We start from the raw sequence: 17,631 nt of genomic DNA on the forward strand, positions 1-17,631 counted from the left end.
TCCGACCTCTCCCCACCTCCGCTGTCATGCCCCGCGAAGGCGGGGCATCCAGTACGCCGCAGCGCCTCTGGTCAGCCGCGCCGCCGCGGAGTACTGGATCGCCCGCCTTCGCGGGCGATGACACCGAGGTGGGGCGCGAGATCCCGGGTTCGGGCTCTGCCCGCCCCGGGACGACGGGCCAAAAACGGCCCGTCGCCTTGACGCAAGGCCCCTTCCCCCCTATACGTCCGCCCGCTCCCTGCAAGGACGAAAGAATTTGCCCCCGTGGCGCCGAAATGGCGGCCGCACTCGTTGGGGGTTCGAACTAAAGGATTTATGCCATGTCTCGCCGCTGCGAACTGACGGCCAAGGGCCCCCTCGTCGGCCACAAGGTCAGCCACTCCAACATCAAGACCAAGCGCCGCTTCCTGCCGAACCTCGTCAACGTGACGTTCATCTCGGAAGCCCTGGGCCGCAACGTGCGCCTGCGCGTCTCCACCAACGCGATCAAGAGCGTCGACCACAATGGCGGCCTCGATGCCTACCTGCTCAAGGCCAACGCCGACGCGCTCTCCCCGCGCGCGGTCGAGCTGAAGCGCGCCATCCAGAAGAAGGTCGGCGACACCCAGCCGGCCAAGCAGGCAAGCTGAGATTTTTCAGGATAGGGCGGGGGCTAAGTTGCGTCGCGTGGCGTAGGCTTAGCCGAGTAAGAGTTCGAGTAGCGGCCGGATCGGAAGATCCGGCCGTTTTTGTTTGTACACAGGAGAGCAGCTTCCGGAGTGCAGCGCGTTGACCGCCGGATATCCTGTTTTCCTCTGCTGCGCCTTTGTTCAACAGCTGCCTCCGACCAAATCGAGCGAGGCGATTGTGATCGCTCAAAGGTTGTGACAGCTTTTCCTTTAGATTCGCGGCGTATCCCACATTGGCCGCCTACTAACGGACAAGAAATGAAAGCTATCGGCTTCAATTTTCACAAAGGCAGGATCCGAGTCGTCGTCTTGGAATTCATCGAAGGCAAGGCAACGTTCTTGAGCAGAAAGTTGGTCGACATCGATCCAAACCTACCTTTGCCGGAGCTCACACACAGGTACGTTTCGAACCTTCGTGGACTACTCGATGAAACGCCAACGGATTCGGTCGCTGTTCGGCTTGTCTACGAATCAGCCAGCCTCGATGCCGCAAAATCGCAAATCATGCCTGCCGGACTTCTCGCTTTGATCTGCCACGAGAAGGGGCGAACACTCTATCAATATACACCACAGGCTCTTCGCTCAGGGAAGGCGTTCGGTCTGGATAGGTCGAAGAAGCCAATCAGGGAAGTAGACGCTCTGTTCGGAGACCATCCTCCTCATTGGGACGATCTCCACCGCGGCGCCGTGTTAGTTGCTTGGCGAGCATTGTTGGAGAACAATTGATGCAGCTGGCGCCCGGAGATCAGATCGGTCCCAAGTACACGACCAAGCAGCACTTGGGACAGGGTTCTTTTGGCACTGTCTACGAGATGCGCGACAACCTTCTTGCGCGAGATTGCGCGCTGAAGTTCGTAGAAAATACGAATCCAACAGAATTCAAAGCGCATTACGAAGGACAAATTCTTCATAAGTGCAAACACGACAACATTGTTGGTGTGAACTCTGTCGATGTGTTGCAAGCTCCGACCGGCGAGCTGTACGCGGCAATCGACATGGAATACTGTCGAGATGGATCGGTACAAGACCTACTGGTAGCGGAATTCATCTCTATCCGCCGGTCGTTAAAGATATTGATCGATACATGCTTTGGTCTAGAGCATGCCCACCGACAATCCATCCTTCATCGCGATATAAAACCAGCGAATATCCTGGTGGCCGGCAATCGCTACAAATTAAGCGATTTCGGACTCGCGAAGACTGAATTGTTAGGCAGCGGCGCGGGCACCCGAGTCTACCTAGCCCCTGAAGTTTGGAACAATATCACGAATGTTTCAACAGAAGTATACTCTGCGGGTATGACCCTATTCCAGCTCTGCAACAACTATCCCGACCTGCACACACGCGTGACCATCGGTCAGGTGAAAGCGGGTAAGGTGATCGAGGTGGTCGGATATCGCGATTATGTACCACGACGCCTGAAGACAATCTGCAATAAAGCATGCGCCCTAGATCCAGACCGTCGCTACAAGACTATCGAAGAGATGCGCCAAGCAATTGAGCGACTTCGAGTGGCGCAGAACTGGGAATTGAAGGCTGATCTGGAATGGATCGCACAGATCGGACAGCAACATCACCAGATGCGCTGCGAAGGCACCGGTCCGGTAAACTGCATCTATCTCGTAAATGGCCGTAGAAAGAATGCAAATTGCCGGATCGTCGCTGATGTAGATGCGGCGCGACTGCATCAGCACCAATGGGTGGCAGGAAATACGTTGTCTTGATCTTCGATCATGCCTGCTCACCTCGAGTGTCATGCAGTCCAGCGATGATGGCGATGACGTTAACAATCGAAATGGTGGCCTCGCAGCAAATGGCGGCCTCACGAAACGTTGCAGTTCGCTTGTGCTGGAGGTGAACAGCTAAATCCAAGGCGGCTTTCGCATGTTTTCTCACAAATTCATTGGCGCCTCCACTGAGTGAGCTCGCTATGTACGCTTCAAGCATCCGCTTTGCGTCCGTAGCACTCGCAGTGACCCCATCTAGCGTAGGGTGCTCATTTGAGTCGAATACTTCTTGGGCCGCCGAAATCAGTAACTCCCGGCCCAATAAGCCCACGCTTTGGAATTGCTCTTCGTTCTCCGCTGCATCAAGTCTTCTGCGCATTTCAACCACAGTGCGGTCCACACGCACCCAACCCGTCGGCTCGTAGGGTGACGCCGGCTTTTCCCGTAGCTGCTTTCGAACAATTTCAAATGCATCACTCACGAATTTCCGACGAGATTTGTAGGTCGGCAGATCGTCCTGGCTCCATCGACCATACCAATCCCATAGAGAACGGTACGGCGGCAATTTTTCGTAGCCCCGCGAACGCAATTCGGATTCAGCCTCATCGAAGAGTGCTACGAATTGACGTTCCACATTCTGAATTTGAGGACCACCCGTAGCAACGGCAATCATCATTGCCATCAGCTTGTCTAACGTTGAGATAAGTTCTTCGTCGGTCATGCATTCTCTAGAAAACGGAGCGCCGACTCTATGCTTTAAGTCCGCGTTGCGGCCGGTTCATAGTCGCCGACAGCACCTATTGGCGGATCGACCGAGAACCTAACCACCTACCGTCAATCATTCACCATTCTCCTGGCAAAAGCCACCGAGAGGGAAAGCGCTGGGTGACGGCGCAGGGCAGCTAGGGTGAACTATATACTATCAAATGCAGAGTGGCCCCGATATCACTCAATCGAACTTCTGATGGCTTTCTCCACTGATACCCTTGTCAGGTAACTTCCGCTATACTCGCCCCGGTAGCATCACCCGGAGGCGCATCCCATGGAATCCGCCCACCCCGCCGACCACAAGCCCGCCGGCAAGAACCTCGTCATCTGCTGTGACGGCATCGGCAACGAGATCTCGGAGAACATCTCCAACGTCCTGAAGCTCTATCGCTGCCTGCGCAAGACGGACAAGCCCTCGCCGCGACAGATGGCGCCCTTCGACTCCGGCGGCCGGCACCGCAGCGCCACCCGTAAACACCCCCCGCGCCCGTTAACCGTCCATTAACCAACGCACCCTAGCCTGCTGCAATCGTCCAGCCATCACTAGCTCGAAATCCCTTCCCGGTTCGCTCCAGGAGAAGCGCGGATGTGCGTTGAGTTGTTGACGTATGCCGATCTCGGTGCCCGCCTCAATGTCTCGCGCGAGGCCGCGCGGGCAGTGGCGCGGCGTCGGCGGTTGCCGCGCTCGCGGTCGGCTGACGGCAAGGCGGTGGTGAGCGTCGATCTCGCCGCGCTCCGCTACACGCCGCGTCCGCGACGCGCCCGCCGGGCAGATCCCATCGCGACCTCCCTGGCCAGGATCGAGGCCGTCAAGACCGAGGTCTTCAAGGCGGAGATCGCGCGGCTCGAATCCGTCGCAACCGCCTACAGGGCCGTGTTCGAGCGCGAGCGCGAACGTGCCGATCGCCTCGCCGTCGAGCTGACGCAGGCGGCCGCCGAGACGACGGCCGCCAATGCATGGGCTGCACGACTGGAAGACGAAGTGACGGCGCTGCGGAGCGGTCGCCGCCCTGGCGGCTCGATCGCGGGACACGCGGCGCGTCGGTTGGGACACCTGGCCGCCTTCATCGTGCAAGCAGACCGCGCGGCCCGCAGGTAGGACTCAGAACTTTCTTTAATCCCCGGCTTGCCGGAGCAATCGCGAGGGAAGAATGACTGGCAACACCGATATCCATGAAATGAAGGCCCGCATCGTCGTGTTCGGCGTCGGCGGCGCCGGCGGCAATGCCGTCAACAACATGATCGCGGCCGGGCTGCAGGGGGTCGAGTTCGTGGTCGCCAACACCGACGCGCAGGCGCTGGCGATGTCGAAGGCGAAGCGCCTCATCCAGCTCGGCACGAAGGTGACCGCGGGCCTCGGCGCCGGCTCGCAGCCGGAACTGGGACGCGCCGCAGCCGAAGAGGCGATCGACACGATCCGCGAGCAATTGACCGGCGCGCACATGGTGTTCGTGACGGCAGGCATGGGCGGCGGCACCGGCACCGGGGCTGCACCCGTCGTCGCCAGAATCGCGCGCGAGCTCGGCATTCTCACCATCGGCGTGGTCACCAAGCCGTTCTACTTCGAGGGCCAGCGCCGCATGCGCTTTGCCGAAGCCGGCATCGAGGAGCTGCTGAAGACAGTCGACACCCTCCTGATCATCCCGAACCAGAACCTGTTCCGGGTGGCCAGCGAGAAGACCACGTTCGCCGATGCCTTCGCCCTTGCCGACCAGGTGCTTTACTCGGGCGTGGCCTGCATCAGCGACCTCATCGTCAAGGAAGGCCTGATCAATCTCGATTTTGCCGACGTCCTCTCCGTCATGAAGGAGAAGGGCAAGGCCATGATGGGACGGGGCGAGGCCTCCGGCGAGAAGCGCGTGCTCGCAGCCGCCGTGGCCGCGATTTCCAATCCGCTGATCGAGAATCCCTCGATCAAGCGCGCCAGTGGCCTCATCATTTCCATCACCGGCGGCAAGGATCTCATGCTGTACGAGGTCGACGAAGCCGCCACCCGCATTCGCGACGAGGCCGACCCGGACGCCAACATCATCGTCGGGGCGTCCTTTGACGAAAGCTTAGAGGGCATCGTCCGCGTCTCGGTGGTGGCGACCGGTATCGATAATCTCGATCCGGCGCAGGCGCTACCAGTGGAAACCGCCCTCACCCAGCTCGCCGGCAGGCTGCGCAACGACGGCGGCCGCATCGCCGATCGCATCGAGCGCAGTGCCCCCCTTCCGCAAGCGGCAAGCCCGCCGCTGCGGCCGCAGCCGCACCACCCCGTGGGACCGCCGGCACGGCCGAGCCTGGACCATGCGCAGCAGGCGGCGCTTCAGCCGCTGGATCCTTACGGGCGTGCGCCTGCGCGCAATGCGCCCGACGAGAGCGCTCTCGATATTCCGGCCTTCCTGCGCCGCGCGGCGAACTGAGCGGCGGCGAGCGGGGAAGTTACCTGCTCGGCAACCAGCGAGCCCAACGACAACTTGTCATCCCGGGGCGCGACGAAGTCGCGAGCCCGGGATCCATAACCACCATCGTGAGTATGGATTCCGGGCTCGCGCCAAGAGGCGCGCCCCGGAATGACGGCGTAGAGCGTGCGCAGCCGCCGAGGCTTCAGGCCGCCGTGCTGTGCGGCTTCTCCGCTGCTTCCTTGTCCGTTTCCTTGTCGCGGGACAGCCAGGCCGGAAAGCGCAGCAGGCGTTCGTTGGTGTCCTTCGGCAGCTCGACGGGCGGCACTTCAACGGCCGAACTCGGCAAGTCCAGCGCCGCGTGGCCGGATCGCACTGCATCCGCGCGCTGATCCAGTTCACGCAACAGGGGATCGAGCACGCTGTCGACCTCGGTCGCCACCGACACCAGGAAACTATTGAGCTCGCGCGCCTCGGGCACAACGGCCGCCGCCGATTCGACCGCCCTGGAGAGACCGTCCACGACAGGTGCAAACGCGCCGGCGGCTTGCTTGATTCGCGTCTTGATCAGTTCGATCTCGCTCAGGACGCGCTCACGCTCCCGCCTCTTCTTCTCCTCCGAAAGGCGGGCTTCAATTTCGGCGATCTGGGCCGTCAGGGTCGTCGCTTCAGATGCGAGCGCATCGCGTCTGCCGCGCGCGCGATCGAGATCGCGGCTGAGATTGTCCACTAAGTCGTCCCTTGCGAACATGGCTTTGCTCCGTAGGACAGGCGTTCTGCCCTGTAGGACGGCCTTGGCGCGAACAGCCAGCCTCGCCACCGACCGGATTGCCGGATCAGCCGAAACAGGCATCAACTTCCGCCGCGTCACATGGGCCGACATGGTGATCCCCCATCGTCAACATTAGGCAACCGCATGGTTAACAAGAGGTTAATGTCAACAGACGATGCTGCCATTGGGGCTGCATGCCGGCGGCGTCGCCTTCCTCCCCTCGCTGCCACCCATTTTCCGCTATACTCGCCCGGGTAGCATCCCTCGGAGGCGCATCCCATGGAGTCCGCAGCCACCGCCGACCACAAGCCCGCCAGCAAGAACCTCGTCATCTGCTGTGACGGCACCGGCAACGAGATCTCGGAGAACATCTCCAACGTCCTGAAGCTCTATCGCTGCCTGCGCAAGACGGACAAGACGCAGCCCAGGCAGATGGTGTTTTACGATCCCGGGGTCGGCACCATGACGGAGCCGTCGACCTGGGGGCGCTGGAAGGCCAACATCAAGCTGGTGTGGGGGCTCGCGACCGGCTACGGGCTCGACGACAACGTGCTGTCGTCCTATTGCTTCCTGGTTCAGCATTACGCGCCCGGCGACAAGATCTATTTGTTCGGCTTTTCGCGCGGGGCTTACACCGTGCGCGTGCTGGCGGGGCTGATCCACAAAATTGGCCTGATCTCGCCGGAGCAGGCGAACCTCGCAGGCAGCGGGCTCATCGCCTACAAGCAATATTCCGGCAGCGGGCGCGGCAACGACGTCGAGGACATCAAGAACATCGTGTTCGACGAGAGCGGGCCGCTGCCGAAGGACGAATTCGACCTCGCCGCGCAATTCGCGCGCATCACCTCGACGCGCTGGCCGACCATCCATTTCGTCGGCGTCTGGGACACGGTGGCGAGCGTGATCGTGCCGCGCGCCGATCGCTTCTACTGGCCGAGCCTGGAGGAGCTCGCCTTCACACTGCGCGATCCCAGCATCAGGATCTTCCGGCAGGCGATCGCGATCGACGAGCGGCGGCGCATGTTCCGCCTGAAGCCATACGCGGAGCCGCAGGAGTTCTGGAGCAACCGCTACGTGCCTGATGAGAAGAAGGTGCCGCAGGACATCATGCAGGTGTGGTTCGCCGGCGTGCATTGCGACGTCGGCGGCGGCTATCCGGAGGCCGAGAGCGGCGAGTCCAAATATCCGCTGCTCTGGATGATCGACGAGGCCGAGAAGGCGGGGCTGAAGTTCAACCCGCGCACGGTGAACCAGCTTGCCTGGGGCATCCAGCGCAAGAACTCGCCGTTCACATATGTCGAGCCGGCTTTTACCGGCAAGAGCGGCATGCTGCACGATTCCATGACGGCGGCCTGGCGGGTGCTGGAGTTCTTGCCGAAGCGCGCGAAATATCGGGAATGGCCGGAGCGGAAAGTCTATTTCGGCTTCTACATCCCCGATGGCGAACCGCGCCTGATCCCCGAAGGCGCGCATGTGCATGAGAGCGTGCTGAAGCGCATGGCGGTTGAGCCGGGCTACCGGCCGGTGAACCTGCCGAAGGACTATGTGACGGTGCCGATGCCGGTGCCGCCGGGGGCGGATGTGGGGGCGGAGGTGGAGGGGGTGACGGGGTGACTTCCCTTCTCCCCTTGTGGGAGAAGGTGGCATAGGCGGCCTACGGCCGCCGTCTTAAGCATACGCCGACGCGTAGCGTCGGCTACGGCGCCGGATGAGGGGTTGTTGCCGCGCGTGGGACCGTTCGCGAGGATAGAACCCCTCACCCGGCTTCGATGCTTCGCATCGAAGCCACCCTCTCCCACAAGGGGAGAGGGGAAGCGCACTCCGCTACCGCTGCTTTTGCCTTTCGCTGACACTTTTCGTTAAAATTCTCGGGCGCGGCTTAGGGGGATCGCATCAACTCTTTTCCATGATTGGGACAGATCAGCCGCCGCGACCTGCGGAGTTGGAGGAGACGTGCCAATGCATCCGCGCAAGTTCGTCCGTGTGAAGCCCGCAGGCCTGGTGTCACGCCAGGCCAAGATCATCACCGACCCGCGCGCGCCGGTGATCCCGTGCACGCTGATCGACTATTCGCCCGGCGGGGCCTGCGTCGATCTCGGCGGTCAGGTGGCGATCCCCGATCGCTTCGAGCTGCTGCACGTCAACACCAAGAAGCGCTGCCGCATCGCCTGGAAGCGCGGCACGCGCGTGGGCGTGGTGTTTTGAGGGAATAGCGGCCGGTTGCTGGCCCTGCCTTTTTGGCAAGGACTCGCCTTGGAGAGATTTTCCCCTGCAGCCATCCTTCGAGACGCCCGCTTTAAGCGGGCTCCTCAGGATGAGGGTGGAGTGCGCGGCGGCAGTTCTCGACGGGCACCGGCGCCGATGAGCCTCATCCTGAGGAGGCGCGTAGCGCCGTCTCGAAGGACGAGGCGTGCGCGCCGGCCGCCGCCACATCTCATCTTCAACAGCCCCGCCCCTGCGCTGCAAACGGCCAGCGTCTTCGCGCATGACGGCTCCGGCGGGGTCGGCTAGATTGCGTCCCTAACAACAACAACGAATTGTCCGGGGAGGACAGGCGTGTACCAGGGACGTGTCGTGTTCGGCGCGATCGAGGAGGTCGTGTTCGGCCATCCTGCGGCCGGGGCCATCGTCGCGCAGATGGACCGGCTCGGAACAAGCCGCGCCTTCCTGATGGTGTCGGGGACGCTGAACCGGCAGACCGACGAAATCACGAAAATCAGAGAGGCGCTCGGCTCCCGCTGCGCCGGCCTGTTCGACGCGATGCCGGCCCATACGCCGCGCGAGGCGGTGATCGCGGCGACACAAGCGGCGCGCGCGGCGGAGGCGGATCTGATCGTCACAATCGGCGGCGGTTCCATCACCGACGGCGCCAAGGCGGTGCAGCTCTGCCTTGCCAACGGCATCGACGATATCGCCGGCATCGACCGCATCCGCGTGCACAAGGGTGCCGCGCCCGAGATGAACGCCCCTCACGTGCGGCAGGTCAGCGTGCCGACCACGATCGCCGGCGGCGAGTTCTCATCGATTGCCGGCGTCACCGACCGCGCGAGCCACGTGAAGCAGATGCTGCGGCATCCGGTCGCCGTGCCGCGCGCGACCATCCTCGATCCTGCCATCACCGTGCACACGCCGGAATGGCTGTTCCTGTCGACCGGCATCCGCGCCGTTGACCATTGCGTCGAGGCGATCTGCTCGCGCGAGACGCATCCTTATGCCGATGCGCAGGCGGTGAAGGGCCTCGCCATGCTCGCCGACGCGCTGCCGCGGGTGAAGGCCGACGCTGGGGATCTCGATGCGCGGATGGATGCGCAGATCGGCACCTGGCTGTCGATGGGCGCCCTCGCCGCCGGCGTGCCCATGGGCGCGAGCCACGGCATCGGCTACGTGCTGGGCGGGGCATACGACGTGCCGCACGGCTACACCTCCTGCGTCATGCTGCCGGCGGTGATGCGCTGGAATGCGCGCGACAATGCCGAGCGGCAGATGATCGTCGCGGCCGCGATGGGCTATCCCGGCCGTGACGCGGCCGACGTGCTCGATGCCTTCATCCGTTCGCTCGGCATGCCGCGCAGCCTCGCCGACGTGCGCATCTCGCCGGAGCATTTCGACGCGATCGCGGAAGCCGCGATGCGGACGAACTGGATTCCGCGCAACCCGCGCAAGATCGCTAGCTCCGCCGATGTGCGCGAGATCCTGCTGCTTGCCGCCTGATCGACATCCGGAGGATCGATGTACACAGGTCACCACGCCCGCCTGCGTCCGCTGCAGCCCGCCTTCATCATGGCGGCGACCGGCGAGGCCGTCACCTATCGCGACTTGGAGGCGCGCAGCAACCGGCTGGCGCACTTGTTCCGCCAGCACGGCTTGAGGCGGCTCGACCATTATTCGATCTTCATGGAGAACAATGCGCGTTATCTCGAAGCCTGCGGCGCGGGCGAGCGCTCCGGGCTCTACTACACCTGCATCAACTCGTTCCTGACGCCGGGCGAGCTCGCCTATCTGCTCGTCAACAGCCAGTCGAAGATTTTGATCACGTCGATGGCCAAGCTCGCCATCGCGCGCGAGGCGATCGAGGCTTGTCCCGACATCAAGCTCTGCATCGTCGCCGACGGCCCGGGCGAGAGCGAGCGCATCGTTGGCCTATCGGAGGTGACCGCCGGCCTGCCGGCAACGCCGATTCCCGACGAGTGGCTCGGCACCGCCATGCTCTATTCCTCCGGCACGACGGGACGACCTAAGGGCATCCTGCGCCCGCTGCCGGAGGAGAAGCCGAAGCACAATCTGCCGCTGTTCGATTTCCTGTTGAGGCTCTGGCACTACCGCGAGGGCATGGTCTACCTGTCGCCGGCGCCGCTCTATCATTCGGCGCCGCAGGCGGCCGTGAACCTCACGATCCGCATGGGCGGCACCGTGATCATCATGGAAAGCTTCGATCCCGAGCGTTACCTGCAGCTGGTCGAGCAATGGGGCATCACCCACACGCAATTGGTGCCGACGATGTTCTCGCGCATGCTGAAGTTGCCGGAGGAGGTGCGCGCCCGCTACGATCTGTCCTCGCTGGAGATCGCCATCCACGCCGCCGCGCCCTGTCCGCCGCAGGTCAAGGACGAGATGATCAAATGGTGGGGACCGATCATCCACGAATATTACGGCGCCACCGAAGGCCTCGGCTTCACCGCCTGCAACAGCGAGGAATGGCTGGCGCATCGCGGCACCGTCGGCAAGGTGCTGCTCGGGGACCTGCACATTCTCGACGAGAACATGCGGGAATGCCCGACCGGCACGCCCGGCCAGGTCTGGTTCAAGACGGCAACGCCGTTCGAATATTTCAACGATCCCGAGAAAACCAAGGAGGCGCGCTCTGCCGATGGGAGCATGAGCACGGTCGGCGACGTCGGCTATGTCGATGCCGACCGCTTCCTATACCTGACCGACCGCGCCACCTTCATGATCATCTCCGGCGGGGTGAACATCTATCCGCAGGAATGCGAGAACCTCCTGATCACCCACCCCAAGGTGGCGGACGCCGCGGTGTTCGGCGTACCCAATGCCGATCTCGGCGAGGAGGTGAAGGCGGTGGTGCAGCCGATGCCCGGCGTGGAGCCGGGGCCGGCGCTCGCCGAGGAGCTGATCGCGTTCTGCGCAAAGTCGCTGTCGCGGCAGAAGGTGCCGCGCTCGGTCGATTTCGAAAAGGAATTGCCGCGGCTGCCGACCGGCAAGCTGTACAAGCGGCTGCTGCGGGACCGGTACTGGGGGAACAAGGTCTCGCGGATCGTGTGAGGGTTTCCGCTACGTAAGGTGCGCAAGCAAGCGCCATACACGCAACTGTCTTCCTTCCCGGGGCGCGACGAAGTCGCGAGCCCGGGACCCATAACCCCAGGAAGGAGTTGCGGCATGGGCTGGCAACTCCGAGTCTTCGCCAAACTCCTCCCTGTGGCTATGGATCCCGGATCGGCGCGCGCTGAGGGCGCGCTTGTAAGGGATGACAGCGGAGGTTGTTGAGGCGACCTCGCGCAAACTCTCACAGGGAATCGCGTCTTCGCACCTGCACTCTCACATCGCGAGAGAAGCACCCGAGATATTCCGTCATCCGAATTGTCGAGGGCGCAGCGAGCCTTGCGGGTTGCCTCGCTGCACGCGCCTCGCTATCGTCTGGATCAACAGGCCGCAAAAGGCCGAGGTCCAGGGAGGATGAGCATGCGGAGCGTGTGGGCGCTCGCCGCAATGGCGGCGTTATCTGTGCTGACGGCCTCAACTGCCACGCTCGCCGGCGAGCCCAAGCAGGGCGGCATTTTGCGGATGTATCACCGCGACAGTCCGGCCAACGCCTCGATCCTCGAAGGCGCGACCTATTCGATCAACATCCCCTTCATGGGGGTGTTCAACAATCTCCTCATCTACGATCAGCACATCGCGCAGAACAGCCCCGATACGCTGCGGCCGGACCTCGCCGAAAGCTGGTCCTGGAGCAGCGACAACAAGAAGCTGACATTCAAGCTGCGTCAGGGCGTGAAATGGCACGACGGCAAGCCGTTCACCTCGGCCGACGTCAAATGCAGCTTCGATCTGTTGATGGGCAAGTCGCAGCAGAAGCTGCGGCAGAATCCGCGCAAGGCCTGGTACAGCGAGGTCAACGAGGTCACGACCAACGGCGAATTCGAGGTCACCTTCGACCTGAAGCGGCCGCAGCCCTCGCTGCTGGCGATGCTCGCCTCCGGCTACACACCGGTCTATCCCTGCCATGTCTCGCCGGCGGACATGCGCACCCATCCGATCGGGACCGGACCGTTCAAGTTCGTCGAGTTCAAGGCCAACGAATCGATCAAGCTGACGCGCAATCCCAATTATTGGAAGAAGGGCCTGCCCTATCTCGACGGCATCGAGTACACCATCATCACCAACCGCTCGACCGCGATCCTGGCCTTCGTCGCCGGCAAGTTCGACATGACCTTTCCGACGCACATCACGATCCCGCTTTTGAAGGACATCAAGTCACAGGCGCCGAACGCGACCTGCGTCGTCGAGCCGACCAACGTCTCGACCAACATCATCGTCAATTCCACCTCCGCGCCGTTCGACAACATCGACATCCGCCGTGCCATGGCGCTCGCGCTCGACCGCAAGGCGTTCGTCGACATCCTGTTCGAAGGCCAGGGCGACATCGGCGGCACCATGCTGCCGCCGCCGCAGGGCCTCTGGGGCATGCCGAAGGACAGGCTGGAGACCATTCCGGGCTATGGCCGCGACATCAACGCCAACCGCGAGGAAGCCAGGAAGCTGATGCAGAAGGCGGGCTACGGTCCGGACAAGCGCCTCGCCGTGAAAGTCTCGACCCGCAACATCGCGGAATATCGCGACCCCGCCGTGATCCTGATCGACCAGCTCAAGACCATCTATATCGACGGCGAGCTCGACGTCGTGGAAACCGCGAACTGGTTCCCGAAGGTCGCGCGCAAGGATTACATGCTCGGCCTCAACCTGACCGGCAATGCCGTCGACGATCCCGACCAGTCGTTCTACGAGAACTATGCCTGCGGCTCGGAGCGGAACTACACCAATTATTGCAACAAGGAGATCGAGAAGCTGTTCGACGTGCAGTCGCAGGAGACCGACATCGGAAAGCGCAGGCCGCTGGTGTGGGACATCGACAAGAAGCTGCAGGAGGACGTCGCCCGCCCGATCATCTTCCATGCCCGCGCCGGCACCTGCTGGCACCCCCACGTCAAGGGCGTCACGATCATGTCGAACAGCTCCTACAACGGCTTCCGCTACGAGGACGTGTGGCTCGACAAGTGACGCGACGCTAACGGCTGGCGCGGGGGGCGGTGCATGTTTGCCTATCTGGTGCGGCGCCTGTTCCTGATGTTCGTGACCCTGTTCGGGATCTCGATCGTCATCTTCTTCCTGCTGCGCATCGTGCCGGGCAACATCGTCGACATCCTGTTCGCCGCCGCCGGCTATGTCGACCCGGCCGACAAGGCCAATCTGGAGAAGGAGCTCGGCATCGACCGTCCCCTGATCGTGCAATATTGGCACTGGATCAGCGGCTTCATGCGCGGCGATTTCGGCTTCTCCTACGTCTCGGAGAAGCCGGCGCTGCAGGAGATCCTGCCGCGGATTCCGATCACGGCAAAGCTCGCCGGCCTCGCGCTGCTGTTCTCGGCATCGATCGGCATTCCCTTGGGCGTCATCAGCGCGGTGAAGCAGGGCACGAAGCTCGACTACGCGCTTCGCGTCGTCAGCCTCAGCGGGCTGTCGCTGCCCTCGTTCTGGCTCGGGCTTCTGATCCTCACCGCCTCGGTGGCGATGTTCGGGCAGATGCCGATCTTCAACCCGAATCCGAAGACCTGGCTCGAGGCGTTCGCGACCTACGCCGTGCCGGCCGCCGCCGTCGGCTTCCGCAGCGCAGCGCTGACCATGCGCATCACGCGCTCCTCGATGCTGGAGGTGCTGCGGCAGGACTACATCCGCACCGCCCGCGCCAAGGGGGCATCCGAAGCGGCGGTGAACTATCACCACGCGCTGAAGAACGCGATCCTGCCCGTGATCACCGTGATCGGCATCGAGGCGGCGTTCCTGATCGGCGGCCTGATCGTCACCGAGACCGTGTTCAACATCCCCGGCGTCGCGCGCTTCCTGGTGGAGGCGATCCGCTGGCGCGACTATCCGATCGTGCAGAACCTCGTGATGTTCATCGCGGTCGTGGTGGTGTTCGCCAATTTCACCGTCGACATGCTCTACGCGGTGTTCGACCCGCGGATCAGGTACACGGATTAGGAGAGCAGCTTGGCCGCGATCGACTTCGACGTTGAGCTGAGGCGGGCCGGGGCGCATGCGACCGGGGGCTGGCGGCGCGTGCTGTTCATGGCGCAGCGGCACGTGCTGGGCGCGGCCGGGCTCGTCATCATGACATTGTTCGTGCTGACGGCGATCTTCGCCGATGTCATCGCGCGCTATGATCCGCTGACCGTCGATTCCGCCCGCGCGCTGGCGCGCCCGAGCTGGGCGCACTGGATGGGCACCGATTCCTTCGGCCGCGACGTGTTCAGCCGCATCATCCACGGCGCACGGATCTCGCTCGCGGTCGGCATCGGCTCGACCGTGCTCGGCGGCACCATCGGTGTGATCGTCGGCCTTACCTCCGGCTATCTCTCCGGCTGGTTTGATCTGGTGTTCCAGCGCGTCTCCGACGTGCTGCAGGCGCTGCCGCTGCTGGTGCTGGCGCTGGTGATGACGGCCGCGCTCGGGCCCTCGCTGCCGAACGTGATCATCGCCATCGCCATTCCGCTGATCCCGACGGTGGCGCGCGTCATCCGAGCCAACACGCTGGCGCTGCGCGAGCAGCCGTTCGTGGAGGCCGCCAAGTCGATCGGCATGAGCGAGATGCGGATCGCGCTGCGCCATGTGCTGCCGAACACGCTGGCGCCGCTGATCGTGCTGGCGACGGCGCAGCTCGGCTCGACCATCCTGACCGAGGCTTCGCTGTCCTTCCTCGGCCTCGGCATTCCCGAACCCTATCCGTCGTGGGGACGCATGCTGTCCGAATCCGCCGCCGAATATGTCCGCACCGCGCCGTGGCTGGTGATCTTCCCGGGCGTCGCGATCAGCCTCGCAGTGTTCGGCGCCAACCTCTTCGGCGACGCCCTGCGCGACATCCTGGATCCGAGGCAGCGCGGCTGATGGCGGACAAGACCGATCTCGTGCTCGACGTGAAGAACCTGAAGACGGTGTTCTTCACCAATTCCGGCCTGTTCAAGGCGGTCGACGACCTCTCCTTCAGCGTGAGGCGCGGCGAGACGCTGGCGATCGTCGGTGAATCCGGCTGCGGCAAGAGCGTGACCGCGCTGTCGCTGATGCGTCTCGTGCCCGATCCGCCCGGCCGCATCGTCGGCGGCTCCGTCTCGCTGGAAGGCACCGACCTGCTGGCGCTGGATGAGGCGCAGATGCGCGCGGTCAGGGGCAATCGCATCTCCATGATCTTCCAGGAGCCGATGACCTCGCTCAATCCGGTGATGCGGATCGGCGACCAGATCGTCGAGGCGGTGCGGCTGCATCGGCATATCTCGGCGAAAGAGGCGCAAGGCATCGCCGTCGAGATGCTGCGGCTGGTGCGCATTCCCGAGCCGGCGCGGCGCGCGCGCGAGTATCCGCACCAGCTCTCCGGCGGCATGCGCCAGCGTGCGATGATCGCAATGGCGCTGGCCTGCCGGCCGGCGCTCCTGATCGCGGATGAGCCGACCACCGCGCTCGACGTCACCATCCAGGCGCAGATCCTGGCGCTGATCCTCGACCTGCAGAAGGAGCTCGGCACCGGGCTCGTGCTGATCACGCACGATCTCGGCGTGGTCGCGCAGACCGCGCAACGCGTGATCGTGATGTATGCGGGGCGAAAGGTCGAGGAGGCCAGCGTCGAGGCGCTGTTCGCCGCGCCGAAGCATCCCTATACGCGCGGGCTGATGGCCTCGATCCCGGCCGTGCCGGCCTCCGGCGCCGCCGCGCAGGCGCGGCTGAACGAAATCCCCGGCACGGTGCCGTCGCTGGTGCGGCTGCCGCAAGGCTGCGCCTTCGCGCCGCGCTGCAAGCTCGCCATCAAGCGCTGCGAGGCCGAATATCCGCCGCTGGCAGATTGGGGCGGCGGGCATCTGGCCGCCTGCTGGCGCGCCGAAGAAGTCGCGGAGGTGGCATGACCGAGGCGCTGCTCGAAGTCACCGACCTCAAGAAGCATTACCCTGTGCGCGCCGGCGTGTTGCGCCGGCAGGTTGGCACCGTGCACGCGGTCGATGGCGTCTCGTTCGCGCTCGGCACCGGCGAGACGCTCGGCCTCGTCGGCGAATCCGGCTGCGGCAAGTCCACGGTGGCGCGCAGCGTGCTGCGGCTGGTCGAGCCGACCTCGGGCCAGATCCGTCTCGACGGCGAGGACATCACGCATCTGTCGAAAACGGCGATGCGGCCGCATCGCCGCTCGATGCAGATCGTGTTCCAGGATCCGTTCGCCTCGCTCAATCCGCGCATGACCGCCGGCGACATCGTTGGCGAGCCGATCGCCGTGCACGGGCTCGCCACCGGCAAGGAGCTGGAAGCCCGGGTCGCAACACTGTTCGAGCAGGTGGGATTGCGGCCTGACCAGATGCGCAATTTCCCGCATCAATTCTCCGGCGGTCAGCGCCAGCGCATCTGCATTGCCCGCGCGCTGGCGCTGGGGCCACGCCTGATCGTCTGCGACGAGCCGGTCTCCGCGCTCGACGTCTCGATCCAGGCGCAGGTGATCAACCTTCTGATCGACCTGCAGCGGCAGCACGGCTTCTCCTATCTCTTCATCGCGCACGACCTTGCCGTGGTCGCCCATATCAGCCACCGCGTCGCCGTGATGTATCTCGGCCGCATCGTCGAGATCGCCGACAAGGACGAGCTGTTCCGCAATCCCCGGCATCCCTACACGCAGGCCCTGCTCGCCTCGGTGCCGGTCGCCAACCCGCTGGCGAAGAAGCTCGCGCCCTTGGTGGATGGCGACGTGCCGAGCCCGGTCAATCCCCCGTCGGGCTGCGCATTTCACACACGCTGCCGGTTTGCGATGGAGCGGTGCAAGACGGAACGCCCGGCGCTGCTGGACGCCGGTGACGGGCATCAGGTCGCGTGTTTGCTCAATGACGGCACGGGGCGAGGCCGCTAAGGCGGACTCATAGAAGAAATGTCAGCTCCTGAGGGAGAAGCGGAAATCTTCTGCTCGGCAGGGCGTTACCGCTTTTGACCCGAAGCGGACCTCAAGGGGCTATATGGGATCATCCTCACATGGAAATGACCAGTAAGGG

16 protein-coding genes and 1 pseudogene are annotated in these 17,631 nt (G+C 63.6%); 15 read left to right on the plus strand and 2 right to left on the minus strand.

What is annotated here, in order from left to right:
* The first annotated feature begins 320 nt into the window (after positions 1–320).
* The 3 genes from rpmB to I6F28_RS23035 all read left to right on the plus strand — a co-directional run bounded on the left by rpmB (position 321) and on the right by I6F28_RS23035 (position 2,392).
* Positions 321–629, plus strand: coding sequence for a 50S ribosomal protein L28 (gene rpmB / locus I6F28_RS23025; protein WP_036045358.1), 309 nt, complete (start codon positions 321–323; stop codon positions 627–629).
* A 297-nt stretch (positions 630–926) separates the two neighbouring features.
* Complete coding sequence (locus I6F28_RS23030; protein ID WP_225141203.1) at positions 927–1,394, plus strand: hypothetical protein; 468 nt, start codon at positions 927–929, stop codon at positions 1,392–1,394.
* Positions 1,394–2,392 (plus strand): serine/threonine-protein kinase, encoded by a 999-nt coding sequence (locus tag I6F28_RS23035; protein ID WP_225141205.1) that lies wholly within the window; start codon positions 1,394–1,396, stop codon positions 2,390–2,392. Before I6F28_RS23030 ends, I6F28_RS23035 begins: the two co-directional genes overlap by 1 nt.
* A gap of 7 nt (positions 2,393–2,399) precedes the next feature.
* Here I6F28_RS23035 and I6F28_RS23040 read toward each other — a convergent pair whose 3' ends face one another.
* Positions 2,400–3,116, minus strand: coding sequence for a hypothetical protein (locus tag I6F28_RS23040; RefSeq protein WP_225141207.1), 717 nt, complete (start codon positions 3,114–3,116; stop codon positions 2,400–2,402).
* A 321-nt stretch (positions 3,117–3,437) separates the two neighbouring features.
* Between I6F28_RS23040 and I6F28_RS23045 the strand changes: the two are divergent.
* The 3 genes and pseudogenes from I6F28_RS23045 to ftsZ form a co-directional block, all read left to right on the plus strand.
* Positions 3,438–3,611 (plus strand): annotated as a pseudogene (locus I6F28_RS23045) (phospholipase effector Tle1 domain-containing protein); the annotation flags it as partial.
* Between the two features lie 138 nt (positions 3,612–3,749).
* Positions 3,750–4,262: a hypothetical protein gene (locus I6F28_RS23050; RefSeq protein WP_225141209.1), complete on the plus strand. Its 513-nt coding sequence runs from the start codon at positions 3,750–3,752 to the stop codon at positions 4,260–4,262.
* 52 nt (positions 4,263–4,314) lie between these two features.
* Positions 4,315–5,571, plus strand: coding sequence for a cell division protein FtsZ (gene ftsZ, locus I6F28_RS23055; RefSeq protein WP_225141211.1), 1,257 nt, complete (start codon positions 4,315–4,317; stop codon positions 5,569–5,571).
* A 184-nt stretch (positions 5,572–5,755) separates the two neighbouring features.
* On the opposite strand, the gene I6F28_RS23060 is transcribed toward ftsZ, so the two are convergent.
* Positions 5,756–6,301 (minus strand): hypothetical protein, encoded by a 546-nt coding sequence (locus I6F28_RS23060; RefSeq protein ID WP_225141213.1) that lies wholly within the window; start codon positions 6,299–6,301, stop codon positions 5,756–5,758.
* Between the two features lie 300 nt (positions 6,302–6,601).
* Here I6F28_RS23060 and I6F28_RS23065 point away from each other — a divergent pair, with 300 nt between their 5' ends.
* The 9 genes from I6F28_RS23065 (at position 6,602) to I6F28_RS23105 (ending at position 17,492) form a co-directional block, all read left to right on the plus strand.
* Positions 6,602–7,936, plus strand: coding sequence for a T6SS phospholipase effector Tle1-like catalytic domain-containing protein (locus I6F28_RS23065; protein ID WP_225141215.1), 1,335 nt, complete (start codon positions 6,602–6,604; stop codon positions 7,934–7,936).
* 345 nt (positions 7,937–8,281) lie between these two features.
* Positions 8,282–8,527 (plus strand): PilZ domain-containing protein, encoded by a 246-nt coding sequence (locus tag I6F28_RS23070; protein ID WP_036020176.1) that lies wholly within the window; start codon positions 8,282–8,284, stop codon positions 8,525–8,527.
* Between the two features lie 351 nt (positions 8,528–8,878).
* Positions 8,879–10,033: an iron-containing alcohol dehydrogenase gene (locus tag I6F28_RS23075; protein ID WP_225141217.1), complete on the plus strand. Its 1,155-nt coding sequence runs from the start codon at positions 8,879–8,881 to the stop codon at positions 10,031–10,033.
* Positions 10,034–10,051: 18 nt separating this feature from the next.
* Positions 10,052–11,602: an AMP-binding protein gene (locus tag I6F28_RS23080; RefSeq protein ID WP_036020173.1), complete on the plus strand. Its 1,551-nt coding sequence runs from the start codon at positions 10,052–10,054 to the stop codon at positions 11,600–11,602.
* Positions 11,603–12,019: 417 nt separating this feature from the next.
* Entirely contained in the window at positions 12,020–13,618 is a 1,599-nt protein-coding gene (locus I6F28_RS23085; protein ID WP_036002044.1) for an ABC transporter substrate-binding protein, read from the plus strand.
* Between the two features lie 33 nt (positions 13,619–13,651).
* On the plus strand, positions 13,652–14,599 hold the full coding sequence (locus I6F28_RS23090) for an ABC transporter permease (RefSeq protein WP_036002026.1): 948 nt from the start codon (positions 13,652–13,654) through the stop codon (positions 14,597–14,599).
* Between the two features lie 9 nt (positions 14,600–14,608).
* Positions 14,609–15,502 carry an ABC transporter permease gene (locus I6F28_RS23095; RefSeq protein ID WP_036020171.1) on the plus strand — a complete coding sequence of 298 codons (894 nt, stop codon included), beginning with the start codon at positions 14,609–14,611 and terminating at the stop codon, positions 15,500–15,502.
* Complete coding sequence (locus I6F28_RS23100) at positions 15,502–16,509, plus strand: ABC transporter ATP-binding protein (RefSeq protein ID WP_036002031.1); 1,008 nt, start codon at positions 15,502–15,504, stop codon at positions 16,507–16,509. The genes I6F28_RS23095 and I6F28_RS23100 overlap by 1 nt, the downstream gene beginning before the upstream one ends.
* Positions 16,506–17,492: an ABC transporter ATP-binding protein gene (locus I6F28_RS23105; protein WP_225114822.1), complete on the plus strand. Its 987-nt coding sequence runs from the start codon at positions 16,506–16,508 to the stop codon at positions 17,490–17,492. Before I6F28_RS23100 ends, I6F28_RS23105 begins: the two co-directional genes overlap by 4 nt.
* Positions 17,493–17,631 lie beyond the last annotated feature (139 nt).

This window comes from Bradyrhizobium sp. NBAIM14, from assembly GCF_020193895.1.
Lineage (GTDB): Bacteria > Pseudomonadota > Alphaproteobacteria > Rhizobiales > Xanthobacteraceae > Bradyrhizobium > Bradyrhizobium yuanmingense.